Origin of the sequence: Winogradskyella aurantia (assembly GCF_002266855.1) — a bacterium.
Lineage (GTDB): Bacteria > Bacteroidota > Bacteroidia > Flavobacteriales > Flavobacteriaceae > Winogradskyella > Winogradskyella aurantia.
In genome coordinates, this window is sequence record NZ_NGJN01000001.1 from 76,891 (window position 1) to 91,980 (window position 15,090).

18 protein-coding genes are annotated in these 15,090 nt (G+C 36.0%); 5 read left to right on the forward strand and 13 right to left on the reverse strand.

Translation table 11 applies throughout. The features are described 5' to 3' along the window. The first annotated feature begins 79 nt into the window (after nt 1-79). Nucleotides 80-661, forward strand: coding sequence for a hypothetical protein (locus CA834_RS00380; protein WP_094966683.1), 582 nt, complete (start codon nt 80-82; stop codon nt 659-661). Then, the gene (locus CA834_RS00385; RefSeq protein ID WP_094966684.1) at nt 642-1,328 is read left to right on the forward strand and encodes a DUF2490 domain-containing protein; all 687 of its coding nucleotides are present in this window, start codon (nt 642-644) and stop codon (nt 1,326-1,328) included. The genes CA834_RS00380 and CA834_RS00385 overlap by 20 nt, the downstream gene beginning before the upstream one ends. Here the strand turns inward: CA834_RS00385 and aat are convergent. From aat to CA834_RS00400, 3 genes are all read right to left on the reverse strand, one after another. After that, nucleotides 1,325-1,954 (reverse strand): leucyl/phenylalanyl-tRNA--protein transferase, encoded by a 630-nt coding sequence (gene aat, locus CA834_RS00390; RefSeq protein WP_094966685.1) that lies wholly within the window; start codon nt 1,952-1,954, stop codon nt 1,325-1,327. The two genes, CA834_RS00385 and aat, sit on opposite strands and share 4 nt — an antisense overlap. A 271-nt stretch (nt 1,955-2,225) precedes the next feature. Then, nucleotides 2,226-2,603 carry a DUF3127 domain-containing protein gene (locus CA834_RS00395; RefSeq protein ID WP_094966686.1) on the reverse strand — a complete coding sequence of 126 codons (378 nt, stop codon included), beginning with the start codon at nt 2,601-2,603 and terminating at the stop codon, nt 2,226-2,228. 43 nt (nt 2,604-2,646) lie between these two features. Beyond that, nucleotides 2,647-3,516, reverse strand: coding sequence for a flavin reductase family protein (locus tag CA834_RS00400; protein ID WP_094966687.1), 870 nt, complete (start codon nt 3,514-3,516; stop codon nt 2,647-2,649). A gap of 122 nt (nt 3,517-3,638) precedes the next feature. On the opposite strand from CA834_RS00400, the gene CA834_RS00405 reads away from it, so the two are divergent. Further along, the gene (locus tag CA834_RS00405) at nt 3,639-4,790 is read left to right on the forward strand and encodes a sensor histidine kinase (RefSeq protein WP_094966688.1); all 1,152 of its coding nucleotides are present in this window, start codon (nt 3,639-3,641) and stop codon (nt 4,788-4,790) included. A gap of 3 nt (nt 4,791-4,793) precedes the next feature. On the opposite strand, the gene CA834_RS00410 is transcribed toward CA834_RS00405, so the two are convergent. Both CA834_RS00410 and greA read right to left on the reverse strand, forming a co-directional pair. Continuing rightward, on the reverse strand, nt 4,794-5,186 hold the full coding sequence (locus CA834_RS00410) for an HIT family protein (RefSeq protein WP_094966689.1): 393 nt from the start codon (nt 5,184-5,186) through the stop codon (nt 4,794-4,796). A gap of 99 nt (nt 5,187-5,285) precedes the next feature. Then, complete coding sequence (gene greA, locus CA834_RS00415) at nt 5,286-5,759, reverse strand: transcription elongation factor GreA (RefSeq protein ID WP_094966690.1); 474 nt, start codon at nt 5,757-5,759, stop codon at nt 5,286-5,288. Nucleotides 5,760-5,903: 144 nt separating this feature from the next. Between greA and CA834_RS00420 the strand changes: the two genes are divergently transcribed. Next, nucleotides 5,904-6,341 carry a hypothetical protein gene (locus CA834_RS00420; protein WP_094966691.1) on the forward strand — a complete coding sequence of 146 codons (438 nt, stop codon included), beginning with the start codon at nt 5,904-5,906 and terminating at the stop codon, nt 6,339-6,341. Here CA834_RS00420 and CA834_RS00425 read toward each other — a convergent pair. The 8 genes from CA834_RS00425 to CA834_RS00460 form a co-directional block, all read right to left on the reverse strand. Next, the gene (locus CA834_RS00425; protein WP_094966692.1) at nt 6,338-8,584 is read right to left on the reverse strand and encodes a TonB-dependent receptor; all 2,247 of its coding nucleotides are present in this window, start codon (nt 8,582-8,584) and stop codon (nt 6,338-6,340) included. The genes CA834_RS00420 and CA834_RS00425 overlap by 4 nt on opposite strands. A 273-nt stretch (nt 8,585-8,857) precedes the next feature. Continuing rightward, nucleotides 8,858-9,262, reverse strand: a complete 405-nt coding sequence (arfB, locus tag CA834_RS00430) for an alternative ribosome rescue aminoacyl-tRNA hydrolase ArfB (protein ID WP_094966693.1) — start codon at nt 9,260-9,262, stop codon at nt 8,858-8,860. 2 nt (nt 9,263-9,264) lie between these two features. Further along, nucleotides 9,265-10,821 carry a DUF4301 family protein gene (locus tag CA834_RS00435; RefSeq protein ID WP_094966694.1) on the reverse strand — a complete coding sequence of 519 codons (1,557 nt, stop codon included), beginning with the start codon at nt 10,819-10,821 and terminating at the stop codon, nt 9,265-9,267. Further along, a complete protein-coding gene (locus tag CA834_RS00440; protein WP_094966695.1) occupies nt 10,818-11,387 on the reverse strand; it encodes an AAA family ATPase in 570 nt (189 codons plus the stop codon). Before CA834_RS00440 ends, CA834_RS00435 begins: the two co-directional genes overlap by 4 nt. Next, nucleotides 11,348-11,980 (reverse strand): nicotinamide riboside transporter PnuC, encoded by a 633-nt coding sequence (gene pnuC, locus CA834_RS00445; protein WP_206186831.1) that lies wholly within the window; start codon nt 11,978-11,980, stop codon nt 11,348-11,350. The genes CA834_RS00440 and pnuC overlap by 40 nt, the downstream gene beginning before the upstream one ends. Further along, complete coding sequence (locus CA834_RS00450; RefSeq protein ID WP_094966696.1) at nt 11,964-12,224, reverse strand: hypothetical protein; 261 nt, start codon at nt 12,222-12,224, stop codon at nt 11,964-11,966. Before CA834_RS00450 ends, pnuC begins: the two co-directional genes overlap by 17 nt. A 42-nt stretch (nt 12,225-12,266) precedes the next feature. After that, nucleotides 12,267-13,043, reverse strand: a complete 777-nt coding sequence (locus tag CA834_RS00455; RefSeq protein WP_317042064.1) for a geranylgeranylglyceryl/heptaprenylglyceryl phosphate synthase — start codon at nt 13,041-13,043, stop codon at nt 12,267-12,269. Beyond that, complete coding sequence (locus CA834_RS00460) at nt 13,006-13,638, reverse strand: 4'-phosphopantetheinyl transferase family protein (RefSeq protein WP_094966698.1); 633 nt, start codon at nt 13,636-13,638, stop codon at nt 13,006-13,008. The genes CA834_RS00455 and CA834_RS00460 overlap by 38 nt, the downstream gene beginning before the upstream one ends. A 133-nt stretch (nt 13,639-13,771) precedes the next feature. Between CA834_RS00460 and ahcY the strand changes: the two genes are divergently transcribed. After that, entirely contained in the window at nt 13,772-15,088 is a 1,317-nt protein-coding gene (gene ahcY / locus CA834_RS00465) for an adenosylhomocysteinase (RefSeq protein ID WP_094966699.1), read from the forward strand. Nucleotides 15,089-15,090: the final 2 nt, after the last annotated feature.

The following is a 15,090-nucleotide window of genomic DNA, read 5'->3' on the forward strand; positions in this document are numbered from 1 at the left end:
TTTAAGTGTTGTTTGTATAATTTTATCATTTAGAACAATTATCTAATTTTAAGTATTTAATTTATATGAGTATTCAAGTATGAAACTAATCGCTACTGCGCTATTTATTTTTATTTTTTCTTCAATTGTTTTTTCACAGGCAAAGGACGAGCGAGAAGAACGTATTACTTTGAAGGAATTTCCCGAACCCGCAATATCATTGATAAAAAATTTACCCAAAAATTGCAAAAAGTTTAAATTTTATCGGGAGACGGATGGAACACATAAGAGTTTTGAGGCCAAATTCAAATATAAGAAACACCTTTACAGCATTGAGTTTAATTTAAAGGGTATCGTTGAAGATATTGAACAAAATATCAAATTCAAGGAAATAGACCACGATATCAAATCCAAGATTAGTAACTATTTTGATGGAAATTTTTCAAAAGTCAAAATCATAAAGACTCAAAAACAATATCTTTTAATTCCTGATATTGATCACTCAACCCAAACACGTGACATCCTAACGAAAGAAGATAAATCCCATACGAATTACGAAATTATCGCAGAGGTCCAAACTAATAACAAACGAGAATTTAGAGAGTTTACATTTAGTGGCTCTGGAGAAATTATTGCCTTCAGAATTCTTAACGCAACCTCTTATGAGCATGTCTTATACTAATGCGCTTTTTATTATTTTCTTTTTATGCAGTGGTTTTAGCTCTTATAGCCAAGAAGTTTTCGCCACACTTGGTGAATCCTCCGTGGCTATTAACCATAATGTAACCGATGTTTATAAAGTAAATTTTACAGTAAACTCGAGGTATTATTTATATAGGGATAATGATTTTGGTTTTGAAAATCGGCAAATTGACCTAATTCATTTTTCCACATTAAATCTTGCCTACAACCAAAGTATCAGCTTAGGTGTTCAATATCGTATCAGGGAAGGAATCGATGGAGGCAATAACGAATTACGATTCACACAACAATATAATTTTACAGAGCGCCGATTTGCTCTTCGTTTTGGGCACCGGTTTAGATTGGAAGAGCGTTTTTTTAATAATATAACTTTTTTTAGAACGCGCTACAGATTTGCATTAGACTTTCCGTTGAACGGTGAACGATTAGATATAGGCGAATGTTATGTTGTAGGTTCTACAGAAGCCTTGCTATCGCTAAGCAAAAAAACCAACCCTCGCATAGGATATCGAATTACTGGACAATTGGGATGGGTACCCTCAAAATCCCTTAAAATTCAAGGTGGGCTCGAATATCGTTTCATTAATTTAAATATAACGCGTTCTCAAAACCTTTTTATTTTGACCTCCGCTATATTAAATATCTAATTGAGGAGAAACTTTAAATACTCGGCTCTGGAAATATGTTTAGCTCCCAAACTCTTTAAATGTTTAGTGTGTAGTTGACAATCTATCAATTTGTAATCAGAGTTTTGAACAAAAGAAATAAAGCCAAATTTACTTGCATTGCTAACTTTGGAAAACATACTTTCACCACAAAATACACCATTATGGATATCAACGCCATACAAACCTCCAACGAGCTTATTTTTCTGCCAAACCTCAACAGACAAAGCGAAACCCAAGTCATGTAATTTCACATAAGCCTCTAACATATCATCTGTAATCCAAGTACCTTGTTGTCCAGCTCTTTTGGTTTGGGCACAGGCTTCAAGTACGTCTCTAAAAGCTTTGTTCTTCGTGATTTTGAAAGTGTTCTTTCGTATAATTTGAGTCATGCTTTTAGAAACTTTTAATTCATTTGGAAAAAGGACAAATCGAGGATCAGGTGACCACCATAAAATGGGCTCTTCATTCTCATACCAGGGAAAAATCCCATTTCTGTAGGCATGAATCAATCGCTCTGATGATAAGTCCCCACCAACGGCTAAAAGCCCTTCCGCAGACGCTTCACTCACGTCTGGAAATTCTATTTTATGAGATAAAAAGTGCATTTTAGACAGGGTTTATTCTTTTTTCAGTGCTTTTTGCTGTTAAATTAATAGTTAAACTTTGATGCTACAATATTTTTAAAGATATTTGAATTGACCTTTATTCATAAATTTTGTTCATCATTGCTTTTTTAAGTTTGTTTTAAAGGTCAAAACCTAAAACCACAGCATTAAGTCCTGACTAACCATCAGGACTTTTTCTTTTGAACATAAAAAAAGACCGTTATAAAAATAACAGGTCTTTTTTGTTCATTAATTTAGTTTCTTAAATTATTTAAAACGGCAGGTCATCGTGATCGTCTTCGTTTAAATCACTCACTGGCTCAAACGCTTCAGCAGGCGGAACAGGGGGTATATCACCACTAGCAGCTTCAGATTGTATAGCTTCAATTCTCCAACCCTGGATAGAATTGAAATACTTGGTTTCTCCTTGCGGATTTACCCATTCTCTCCCTCTCAGGTTGATGTTTATCTTAACCTGTTGCCCTTCTTGATAATTGTTTAATAAGTCTGTTTTATCTTGAACAAACTCTATAGAAATATGTTGTGGGTATTGCTCTTCAGTAGTTACGACCACCTCTCTTTTTCTAAACCCATTATTACCAAAGGTTTGTGTCTCTCCTATTACCTTAATACGTCCTTGTACTTCCATTGTTCTTTTACTATAATTTATGTTGATTCAATTTCTCTTTACTCTACGAAAGTAATAACTTCCATGCACTTTCTACATCGCCATAGCTTAAATAATTCTGTGCTAATTTGTGTTTTTCCCTGTGTGATGCATTTTTAATATTCGGGTAACGCTCGCTTATGTCTTCTATAAATTTATTGACTTGGTCCTTAGTCGGTAAAGCCTCCACATTTGCCAGCATACCGAGGTTATTTCCGGTTAGAATCATACTGTCTTTTACATGATCCGGCATGGCATCCACGCCAATTCCCAAAGTAAGCAACGGCTTGGGGATTTCAAAAAATCCTTTTTTTGCCCTACTGTAGTAGCTACCTCCTGCCCGTGCCACAAGATCTAATGCCTCTTGGTTAATGGTGCCATCTTCATTCATTACCTCATCAACAATATGAAACTTTAAAACCTCGCAGATGATAAGATTACCTGCCCCGCCTTCACTGCCTAAGGAAATGATTTCGTTCACCTTGCATTCCATTTGTATTGGGGATTCAGCCACTCTGAAAGGTTTGATGTCTTCTGACGGTAACATGGTCAACCCCGCCTTTTCAAATTCGTTAACTCCGTCAGGGTACTCCGTGCTACTTAAAGACATTTGATGTACAATGTCATAATTAACGACATTAATAACAACTTCTCGTACCTGTTCAACATTCCGTAAGGTATGTTTAGTGGTATTGTCCCGTACCCGTCTTGCAGGAGAAAAAATTAATATTGGTGGATTACTGCTAAATACGTTAAAATAACTAAATGGCGATAAATTAGGATTACCATCAGCATCAATAGTACTTGCAAATGCAATAGGCCTAGGCGCTACAGCACTGAGTAAATAACCGTGTAATTTTCCTGTGGAAAGATCTTTTGAATTTAAAGAAATCATGCAGTGAACTGATTTTCAACAAATATAAATATATTAGATGGTCGCTGAAAGTATTTTACCAAATCCACAGAACAATATTATTAACATTATTGCATTATATTTAAAACGAAATTGACTAATCAATGACCATCCGTTCTAACCGCAACATAATCCGCTGGGTTATTATCTTTTCATCCTTTGCTATTATTTCACTTATCCTCTGGAACACCTATGTATTTTTTCAGAATTTTAAGGCAGAAGAACGCGCAAAAATGCGCAATTGGTCTTTTGCGCAAAAGGAACTTAGTACCACCCAGGATTTAACCTCTGATGTTGGCGAACTTCCCTTTGAAATTATAGCAAGTAATAAAACCACCCCCATGATAAAGGTGAGTAGTGATGGCAGTTTGGATTACAGAAATATAGACGAAGAAAAAGCCAAGGATTCCTTGTATCTGATTAGTCTAATTGAAAAGTTCAAAAACGAAAACCAGCCTATAGAGATTCGCTATCAAGACAAGGTGCTTTCTACGTTATATTATGGTAATTCTCCCCTCTTAAACAAATTAAAATATTACCCTTTAGCGCTATTACTGATCATTTTTCTTTTTGCTGCCGTCGTCTATTTCTTTTACAGAAGTACTAAAAATGCAGAACAAAATAAACTCTGGACGGGTATGGCCAAAGAAACTGCCCACCAAATTGGAACACCTTTATCCTCCCTTGTGGGTTGGGCAGAAATCTTAAAAACCGAAGGTGTGAATGCCCAGTATATTATGGAAATAGAAAAGGATATTGACCGTCTAAAAACCATCACAGATAGATTTAGCAAAATTGGCTCGCTACCTACTTTAGAACCAATGGATATTGTCGCTGTCACAAAATCCTCTTTTGATTATATTAGCTTACGTTCATCGAAACTTATAAATTTTTCGATCCAATGTCCTGAAGAAGAAATAATTGTAAAGCTAAATCCACAATTATATAGCTGGACCATTGAAAATTTAGTTAAAAATGCCATAGATGCCATGAAAGGCAAAGGTGATTTAACGCTAAATATGGAAAAGACGGACAAACATGTTTTTCTACATATTTCAGACACCGGTAAAGGGATTCCAAAACACCAATTCAAAAAAATATTTGAGCCCGGTTTTACTACAAAAAAGCGAGGGTGGGGCTTGGGACTATCATTGGCCAAACGTATTATTGAAGACTATCACGACGGAAAGATCAAAGTACTTCATTCTGAGCCAAGCAAAGGCACTACTATTCAAATTACCTTGAAAATCGTCTAATTTTTAGTTGAAATAAGATGCGATTTGAGAGGCAGTTTCCTCAAATTCTTCAGATGTTATTTTAACCTTACTCGTAAAACGCGCATTTTCCATGGAATGTAATGGAATAAGATGTACGTGCACATGTGGCACTTCCAAACCAATGACTGACATTCCTACCCGCTTACATGGAACTGCTTTTTCAATAGCTAGAGCAACACGCCTAGAAAACTGCATCAAAGCGGTATACGTCCCTTCGTCAAGGTCAAAAATTTTATCCACTTCCTTTTTGGGAATACATAAGGTATGTCCCTTCGAGTTGGGATTGATATCTAAAAAAGCATAAAACCTATCCGTCTCTGCGACTTTGTATGAAGGAATCTCACCATTGATAATTTTAGTGAAAAGCGTTGCCATAATTACAAGGTTTTAATAACAATGAATACTACTAATATAAAAATATTCCTGCTGAAACAAGTTAAGCAGGAATACAATCTTAAATTTTAATTATAACTTCTATCTGGAAATCTCAAGGATTTCAAATTTCATAATACCACTAGGAACTTGTATTTCAGCAACATCACCAACAGATTTTCCTAATAATCCTTTACCAATGGGAGAATTAACAGATATTTTACCGGCAGCTAAGTTTGCTTCACTTTCTGCAACCAAAATATAGGTCATTTCCATACTATTGGTTTGATTCTTGATCTTAACTTTAGATAATGCTAAAACCTTAGAAGTATCTAGTTGAGATTCATCAATAATTCTTGCATTTGCAAGTGTCTCTTCCATCTTCGAAATCTTCATTTCTAACATACCTTGTGCTTCCTTAGCAGCATCGTATTCGGCATTTTCACTCAAATCCCCTTTATCCCTGGCATCAGCAATAGCTTGAGATGCCTTCGGACGTTCGACATCCTTGAGATAATTTAATTCATCTCTCAGTTTCTTTAGGCCTTCTTCCGTATAATAAGATACTTTACTCATAATTCATTCGTTTTACTAAATAAAAGATGCTGAAACGAATTCAGCATATAAAAAAAATCCCGCGGCTACGAGATTGAGTTACAAATATATAAAATATTTATGGGATAGTTGAATTAATCGTAAATTGCGCAGCAATAATTTCTAATGAAAAAAACACTTATAATTCTGTCAATGCTATTGTTATTAAATTGCAATAGAGATGATAATAGCGTTAATTGTAATTTTTTATTTGATGCAGGGGTTAATCTTGAAGTAAACACCAATTTTCCTCAATTTAGCCAGTTGGCATTTCCATCTAATGGAGAATACGTTCCTAATCAAGGAAATAATGGTATTTGGTTATGGCGATTAAATTCAGCTACCCTTTTAGCATGGGATGCTGCTGACCCCAGTCATCAACCGTCTAGCTGTTCTACATTAACCGAATCTGGGACTGGCGATATTGTGGTTTGTGGTTGTGAGGATGAAAACCGTTATAGTCTCGCTACTGGCTTTGGATTGGAAGGAAATACACAACCCTGTACGTTACAGCCATACAGGGTTGATAATTTAGGAAATGGCGTCTTCTTAGTAACGAATTAAAAGTTTAGGGTTAATCCTAACAAGAAATTCGTCGTGGCTTGCGGATAAAAGCCAACACCCTCAATAGTAGTTATTGTCCCTGGATTTGAAAAGTCGTCATCAAACGTATAGTAGTAGCCATTAGAAACAAACTTTTCATTGAAAATATTGTTGACCAAACCAGTTAAAACAACAGAATCAAAAACCGAATTTGTCTTAATTGTATAGGTCACATTTAAATCGTTCACAAAAAAACTATCCAGCTTTGACAATTCTGCTTCTGTATTGCTCATAAATTGTTCACCCACAAATTTACTCAAAAGAGACACTTGAAGATTTTTAGCAGGCTGGTATACTATGGCATTAGCCGCTATAACATCTGGAGAAAACGCAATGGCCGTTTCACCGAGGCTAACTAACTCACCATCTAGTGAAGTTATGGTTTCACGATTGCGGTTAACACTAATCGTAGCGTTAGGTTGAAGGGTTAATTGTGGTGTTATCGGAATAATGGCCTCCAATTCCACACCCAGCCTGTAACTCTCACCACTATTGGTTCTAATAGGATTACCAACATCATCAAGCTGTCCGGATAAAACCAATTGTTCGTTGTATAACATAAAGTATCCGTTGGCGTTAAATGTAAAATTACCCTTGTTATGCCTCCAGCCTAATTCAAAATCATTAAGTTGCTCTGGCCGCACATTTGGATTGTTTTCAAAATCTTGTCTGCTAGGTTCTCTATTGGCCCTAGCATAAGAGAAGTAAAAACTATTATTTGAATTAGTCTTATAAGTAATCCCTGCTTTTGGATTAAAAAATGTATAGTTTACATCAACATCAAACGGCTGTAAGCCCGAAGATTCTAGACCTGAAGTTTCATAATTAACATTTCTAACCTGTACATCTCCAAACAACCTAATTTTATCATTTAATCGATAATCTGCTTTTGCAAATACCGACGCATCATTCTTTTTACCGTTACCTTCATAGTAACGCTCACCAAGCGGCAAGTCTGTAGCGTATTCTGCCCAAATCACCTTTCCAAAATGGTCGCCATCATAATGACTTAAAGAGACTCCCATTATAGCGTCAATGGTATTGTCTTTATAATTGATATTAGCATTAAGGACATAGAAATTATTATCTAACCACCGTTGCCTAACATAATCCATACTGTCAACAGAAGTGCCATTAACATTAATTGGGTTCAATCCTAAAAAATCAAATGTGGCATCAGGTGCAAACAGAATATTCGAATAGTAGTAATTATCTATATATTCTTCAAAAAAACCACGGCCGTTCGTATAGTTAAGCCCGATATTGGAGGACCAGTTACGGTTATAGCGTTCATTCCAATGCAATTGGTAATGGTCTTGGCGATAATCGTCTATTTGGTTATCATAGAATCCTGTTCTATTTCCGTTATCATCAAATTGAATACCACTAATATTGAACTGTCTATTGTCCTCAAGATTAGGATTTTCGCCAATAGCAGCTATGGTTGAGGGGTCAAAACCAAACCAAGATTGATAGGTCATTTCCCTTCCACCGAAAGTTATGGCCTTAATCAAGGTATTGTCATCAACATAAGACCCTTGCAGGAAATAAGATTTTAAGCTTGTGGAAGCGCGGTCAATATAGCCATCCGATTCAATATTAGAAAGTCGACCAGCAATCTCAAAATGTTCATTCATCAGGCCTGTACTAAATTTCACTGTATGCTTTCTGGTATTAAAACTTCCGAATGAATTGGAGACTTCACCAGAAGCCTCCTTAGAAACTGCATCAGTTAAGATATTAATGCTGGCACCAAAAGCTGCCGAGCCATTTGTGGATGTACCAACCCCCCGCTGTAGTTGTAAACTTTCAATCGAGGAGGCAAAATCACCAAGGTTAACCCAAAATGTCCCTAAAGACTCTGCATCACTATAGGGAATACCATTTATGGTAATGTTAGTGGATTGGGCACTTACCCCTCTGATTCTAATCCCTGTATATCCTATACCTGCACCAGCATCTGATGTTGTGACGACAGATGGCAAAAAATTTAGGAGCACAGGAATATCCTGTCCTAAATTTCGTTTTGCCAACTCTTTTTTAGTAACATTTGTGTGCGTAATGGGAGAGGTTGCTTTGACCCTTACGGCTTTAACCAAAACTTCATCTAGGGTCTCAATTTTTGTGGAATCTGTTTCCTTTTCTTGTGAAAAAATACTTGTCGTTACAAGACATAAGGACAAAAAAGCGAATAAATTTTTCATACGACTATAGATAATAATCGAATAAAAAGAGGTAATTATTCTTTAGTTAATATTTGATTGTTTGAACGATATAAAACCTTTCAAGCGCCAAAGCGCCATCTGAGCTTTCACCAAAAATGCATAAAATGACATTTTTTAACGCTCGATTCCTAAACAGCATTACCTGTTCTAGGTTCAATGGGTATGATCTCAGCCACTTATTGGCACCCCTTTTTTGAGAACGTTACAAAGGTACTAACTAAATATGGAATGCAAATAATTGAAGCAAAAAAATCAAATTAAATCTGGTGGTTTTCTATTGGTCTTTTTTTGAGACTGTTGGCGCTTGTTCTCTAGGCGTTTTTTCTTAACTGCCTTTGGAATTTTTGTAGGCTTGCGCTCTGTTTCTTCCTTTAAACCGTCCTCTATGAGTGCTAAAAAGCGTTTGGTGACAATTTCCTTATTTTTGAGTTGACTTCTTGTAGCACTGCAGCTGAGGATTAAATAACCATTTTTATTGATACGGTTAGAAAGGTTAATCACCAATTTAGCGCGTTGTTCTTCTGACAAAACTTCAGATTTAAATACATTGAAATAAAGCTCAACTTTAGTAGCCACCTTATTTACATGTTGTCCCCCGCTTCCTGAACTTTTAACAGCTTTGTAGTTAACTTCTGATTTTAAATCCTCAAAATCCACAATTATTTAATTTGATGAGGTGCCTTAAGCAAGTCATTAACTGTCTTTACCGGGTTGAAGGTAATGATTGGTACCTCTACGAAAATAGTGTTCCAATAGGCCATACTACCATTCCATAGCCCAGGTAATTCCAAAGCTTTCAAATCTTTACCAGCCTTAGTCTTCATGGTTATGAAAGCAGCATCGTGGTCTACAAAATCTTCTAAATTAAATTTCTCACCCTTGTAATTCTTTACGCCACACACCAAATCAACTGGGTTGAAATGGGTAGAATTCTTTAAAATGTTTTTTTGAGATTTATCCTTGAGATTAATTTGGGCGGACTCAACGATTTGAAGTGACTGATTTCCATTTTTGTCGTTTACCCAAAATGGTCCTCCGCCTGGCTCTCCCTCATTTTTAACCATCCCACAAACACGAATTGGTCTGTTTAACTTTTCCACTAAGTAATCCATCTTGTATTTTTCAGAATATTTATCAAATTCTTCAGAGATTCTTACGTTCAATTCTCGTGTGAGAAATTCCACTATATCGGTCAATTCATTTTCGGAAACGTTTCCATTATCTAACTTCTCTAAACAGGAGAAGGTCTTAGACTGTAATCTCAATAAAATTCCGGCAAGGACTTTTTTATATTTAGCAATTTCTTCCTTGTATTGGTTTACCACAACATTGTCAATGTTTTTTATGAATATGATATCTGCATCAACTGCGTTAAGGTTTTTTAAAAGTGCACCATGCCCTGAGGGTCTGAACAACACACTCCCATCCTCATTTCTAAAGGGCTCATTATTTGGTGTTACCGCTATGGTATCTGTGGATTCTTCTTGGTAAGAATAGCCAATCTCAAAATTTATGCTTGTGTTTTCTGTAACGTCTTTCTCTACATTACTAAACTCCTTTTTAAATTTATCTTCATGGTCCTCGGAAATGGTAAAGTGAAGATTTGCCGTATTACCGTTTGAGGCGTACAATGCAGCTTCGTACAAATGCTCTTCGAAAGCTGTTGCAATATGGTCATCTGAATATTTGTGAAATGGTAAGAGTCCTTTAGGACAATTACCATAATTCAATTGGTCTTTATCTAACATGGCCTTTACGAAGTACCAAACTTTTTGACTGTCATTTAGTTCGTCAAATTTTATATGGCCCGACTCAAGTTGTTGTATAACTAACTTATAAAAAGGAAATTTCTCTAGACCAATCATAAACAAGGACAAATCCTTTAATTTCTTTTTATTTATATAGGAATTGACAGATTCGCCATCTAACTCATATTCTTGTAAAAACTTAAATAAAAATTTAAACATGCGCGTAGCAGCCCCTGAGGCAGGCACAAATTTCAAAAGCGATACATCGTTTTTCTGCTCCTCAAATTTCGCTATAGCCTTGGTAATTAAATCGTCATTTAAACCAATAACACCATTATTTTTGGTAGCTGCTTCTGCTATATTAGTAAAAGGTATGCCTGTTTTAAAAAGTGTAATTTGTGACTCCACCATTTTTAAGGTAAGACCTTTAGATTCTATTTGTTTGATATCGCTTGCTGTAAAACTCATTGTTGTTTTTCTAATAATTTGTTGATTTGGCTAACGGCACACTTAAAGCGTTCGTCCTTATTTCCTTTGATTAAAATATAAGGTTTTTTGTGGGTTATCAAAGCATTTTCAAAAGCTTTAAACATTCGTTGGCGTTCTAGTGGTTTATCTCGTAAATCGTCAGGCACCCAAGGGGTGTCAATATAAGTTAATAAATATAAGTCATAAGTATTTGAAATGGCGTATTGATCCAGAATTGGGTCGCACGTTCCTTGATAATAGGCTTCACTATAGACCTTAGTTTCAAGCAAGTCTGTATCGCAAATCAATACGGAATCTGTTTTTTTTGCCAGTTCATTTTCTAATCGCATCTGACCAATAGCAATGGGGACTAAATCCTCTGGTTCGCAAGTCTTACCTTCCACATTCCACTTATCTTGCAGGTAGTCACGCGCATACTCAGGGACCCAATAGGTCTTGTAGTGCTCAGCCAACTGTTTTGATAATGTTGTTTTACCTGTAGACTCCGGTCCAAACAAAACAATTTTTATGCAGTTTGAAGGTTCTTGTCTAAGTTTCTCTTCCATTCTCTATAGCCATAAATTGCAAGTATCGTAAATATAAGGTATTGTAATGATAACATTCCTAGACCACGATAGGCGTATAAGGGAATAGTTATTATATCTCCCAATATCCAGAGCGTCCAATTCTCGAGTTTTTTGATTGCCATGTACCACATCGCTGTAAAGAATATGCCAGAAGTAACAATATCAATATAATTGGGAATCTCTAGGGTATAATCAAATGCATTATATACCGAATAGGTTATAAACATAGTTAATACGAATAACCCTACTCCAATATATTTTTCTCTTGTTGTAGTTCTTGAAATTGGAATAAGGTAGTTATCACCCTTTTTTCTAGACCAATTCCACCATCCATAAATACTCATAACGGAATAATAGAAATTCATCAACATATCTCCTAAATAGCCGTTAATGAATAGCAAATAAACTGTAATCACCGTACAAATAATCCCTGTAGGGTAAACCAAAATATTTTCTTGTTTAGCATACCAAACACTAGCCACACCAAAAACAAAGGCCACCGCTTCAAGACCAATTTGAAACGCAGGTGTATTGCGATAAGCCTCTAAAAAAAAATCAAAAATTTGGCTCATAGGCACTACGATCTGTTTTTACGAGTTTCATTTGTAACACTGCGATATCTAAACCAGAAAATGACCGTTTTATCTCCTTAGTTAAAAATGGCATTAAGGTATCATAGTCCCCAAATATCTGTGTACTTAACGGATTTTCAAGCACCTTGAATTCAGAGTTTCTTAAGCGTTTTATAAAGGCGATAATATGAGGTTCGTAATCATCCTTTAGTGGCGATAATGTTAGTTCTATTGATATTTTCATTTTATTCAGGTAATGGCTAATAGAAGAAGGTCTAATTTTACTTTATCTACTAACTGTTTCATTTTTCTTTTTTAAGACCTCAAAAAAGGTTTCATCCTTTTCAAAAGCAGTACCAATAACTACCATATTAGCTCCTGCATTATAAGCCAACTCGAGTTCTTTTTTAGTCCTAATGCCACCACCAACAATAAGTGGTATTTTCAGGTCTTGCTTCACTCTTGAAATGATTTCTGGTTCAATGGAATGCGTCGCTCCGCTACCAGCTTCAAGGTATATTAATTTCATACCTAGTAGCTCTCCTGCTTTCGCCGTATCAACTATTTCATCAATATTACAACGCTTTAATGGTCTGGTTTTACTAATCCGTTCTACAGATGTTTTCTTTCCATTTTCAATCAATATATAACCCGTTGGAATAACTTCTAGTGTGGTGGTTCTCAATTTTGAAACCGATTGTACGTGTTTTTCAATTAAATAATCAGGATTACGCCCAGAAATCAGGGATAAAAATAAGAGCCCATCTGCATATTCCGAAACTTGTGTGATATCTCCGGGAAATAAGATAACTGGCAATTTAGAATACTTTTTAATTTCTCTAACTAAAATATCTGTAGCATCTTCCTCAACCTCACTGCCGCCCACAAAAATATGTGTTATAGCAGACGCTTCAATCTTGGATATGATTCTTGCCACACGATGAAGTTCCAGCTTATCTGGGTCAATAAGCACTGCCATTTGCCTCTCCTTCTTCCGTATATACTCAAGGATATTTAGATACAAGCTATTCATCTGGAATGACATAAGCGCAAGTAAAACCATCAAATTCGAAAAAGGCCGTATTATACCTGTATTTTTTACTTTGAAAGTCAATCCAAGCCACGGTCTGCTCATCGCTGAGCATAAAGGGAATAACCATAAAATGCTCTTTAAACAGCATGCCTGGTGTTGCAAATAATTTATAGAGCGACTCCTTGACGCACCAAATAACCGTTAGTTTTCTCATGTAATTAGGCGAATTACCATTGAGATAGTTGAATTCATAGTTGACAAATTTTTTAGCTATGATCTCTATTTTAGGACGCTGTTTTTCAATATCAATTCCAACGGGCTTATCACTAATAATAACACCAGAATACTCAAAGGAATGGGTTATTGAAATGTGTTTTCCATCTTTTAAATGCGGTTTGCCATAGCTATCATAAAACAAATCTTGGTCCGTATAACCAAAATTTCGTAAAAGGTGACGCACACTTAAAAACCCTCTTTGATGCAGTTCACTCTTCATATTTAAAACTCGCTCTAAACTTTCTGGTTTTAAATTCAACGGCTCAATCAATTTTGCATAGGACTCTTCGATCCTCCAAACTTTAACAGCAGTTTGTGAATTTACAGTAATGGATTTGTACAGTGGCATTTAGTATTATAAATGTTATTGATTACCTTTGCAAGGCCTTTGGTAAAAGCCTACATTATGATGTAGCGAATTTAGCTAATTAAGCCATAATGCCAAAGATGTTATTGGTTAATAAAAAAGAAAAAGATAATACATGAGTACAAAAACAATGACTTACGTACCCTTTAAAGTAAAGAATATTGAACTTGCAGATTGGGGAAGAAAAGAGATTGAATTAGCTGAGGCAGAAATGCCAGGTTTAATGAGTTTGAGAGAGGAATATAAAAATGAGCAACCGCTTAAAGGCGCACGTATTGCTGGATGTTTGCATATGACTATTCAAACAGCTGTGCTCATTGAAACGTTACAGGCATTGGGCGCAGAGGTGACTTGGAGTTCGTGTAATATATTCTCTACACAAGACCAAGCTGCTGCTGCTATTGCAGCTGCAGGAACTTCGGTTTATGCATGGAAGGATATGACCGAAGAGGAGTTTGATTGGTGTATAGAGCAAACCTTATTCTTTGGCGAGGAAAGACAACCGTTGAATATGATTCTTGATGATGGTGGTGATTTAACCAATATGGTTTTAGATAAATATCCACACTTAGCAAAGGGCATTAAAGGTTTATCAGAAGAAACAACCACTGGTGTACACCGTTTATACGAGCGTGTAAAAAACGGAACTTTACCAATGCCGGCAATTAATGTTAACGATTCAGTAACCAAGTCTAAATTTGACAATAAATACGGCTGCAAGGAATCAGCTGTAGATGCTATTAGAAGAGCAACGGATGTCATGCTAGCTGGTAAACGTGTGACTGTGTGTGGTTACGGTGATGTTGGCAAAGGTACGGCGGCGTCGTTTAAAGGTGCTGGAAGTATTGTTACCGTTACAGAAATAGACCCTATTTGTGCTTTACAGGCAGCCATGGATGGTTTTGAAGTAAAGCGTTTAGAAACCGTAGTTGGCAATTCTGACATAGTTATTACAACTACAGGAAACAAGGATATTGTTAGAGCTGAGCATTTCAAGGCCATGAAGGACAAAACCATAGTTTGTAATATTGGACACTTTGATAATGAAATACAAATGGCATGGTTAAATGGAAATTACGGCCACACAAAAAACACTATAAAGCCCCAAGTAGACAAATATACCATAGATGGTAAAGACATCATTGTTCTAGCGGAAGGGCGTTTGGTTAACTTAGGTTGTGCTACAGGCCACCCTAGTTTTGTGATGAGTAATTCGTTTACCAACCAAACTCTAGCACAAATTGAGCTTTGGAAAAATAGTGCTAATTACAATAATGAGGTCTATATGTTACCGAAGCATTTAGACGAAAAAGTAGCTAAATTACACCTAGAAAAAATTGGTGTGGAGCTTACTGAACTCAAAAAAGACCAAGCCGATTATATTGGTGTCACTGTGGAAGGTCCGTACAAGCCAGAGCACTACAGATATTAAAT

Bases quoted from the DNA above. Each gene is read 5' to 3' on its own strand.
- CA834_RS00425 (WP_094966692.1), bottom strand. From the start codon at position 8,584: ATGAAAAATTTATTCGCTTTTTTGTCCTTATGTCTTGTAACGACAAGT.
- pnuC (WP_206186831.1), bottom strand. From the start codon at position 11,980: ATGAGCCAAATTTTTGATTTTTTTTTAGAGGCTTATCGCAATACACCT.
- CA834_RS00405 (WP_094966688.1), top strand. From the start codon at position 3,639: ATGACCATCCGTTCTAACCGCAACATAATCCGCTGGGTTATTATCTTT.
- CA834_RS00455 (WP_317042064.1), bottom strand. From the start codon at position 13,043: ATGGTTTTACTTGCGCTTATGTCATTCCAGATGAATAGCTTGTATCTA.
- CA834_RS00420 (WP_094966691.1), top strand. From the start codon at position 5,904: ATGAAAAAAACACTTATAATTCTGTCAATGCTATTGTTATTAAATTGC.
- aat (WP_094966685.1), bottom strand. From the start codon at position 1,954: ATGCACTTTTTATCTCATAAAATAGAATTTCCAGACGTGAGTGAAGCG.
- CA834_RS00385 (WP_094966684.1), top strand. From the start codon at position 642: ATGAGCATGTCTTATACTAATGCGCTTTTTATTATTTTCTTTTTATGC.
- CA834_RS00400 (WP_094966687.1), bottom strand. From the start codon at position 3,516: ATGATTTCTTTAAATTCAAAAGATCTTTCCACAGGAAAATTACACGGT.
- CA834_RS00440 (WP_094966695.1), bottom strand. From the start codon at position 11,387: ATGGAAGAGAAACTTAGACAAGAACCTTCAAACTGCATAAAAATTGTT.
- CA834_RS00460 (WP_094966698.1), bottom strand. From the start codon at position 13,638: ATGCCACTGTACAAATCCATTACTGTAAATTCACAAACTGCTGTTAAA.
- CA834_RS00410 (WP_094966689.1), bottom strand. From the start codon at position 5,186: ATGGCAACGCTTTTCACTAAAATTATCAATGGTGAGATTCCTTCATAC.
- CA834_RS00380 (WP_094966683.1), top strand. From the start codon at position 80: ATGAAACTAATCGCTACTGCGCTATTTATTTTTATTTTTTCTTCAATT.
- CA834_RS00450 (WP_094966696.1), bottom strand. From the start codon at position 12,224: ATGAAAATATCAATAGAACTAACATTATCGCCACTAAAGGATGATTAC.
- ahcY (WP_094966699.1), top strand. From the start codon at position 13,772: ATGAGTACAAAAACAATGACTTACGTACCCTTTAAAGTAAAGAATATT.
- CA834_RS00395 (WP_094966686.1), bottom strand. From the start codon at position 2,603: ATGGAAGTACAAGGACGTATTAAGGTAATAGGAGAGACACAAACCTTT.
- greA (WP_094966690.1), bottom strand. From the start codon at position 5,759: ATGAGTAAAGTATCTTATTATACGGAAGAAGGCCTAAAGAAACTGAGA.
- CA834_RS00435 (WP_094966694.1), bottom strand. From the start codon at position 10,821: ATGAGTTTTACAGCAAGCGATATCAAACAAATAGAATCTAAAGGTCTT.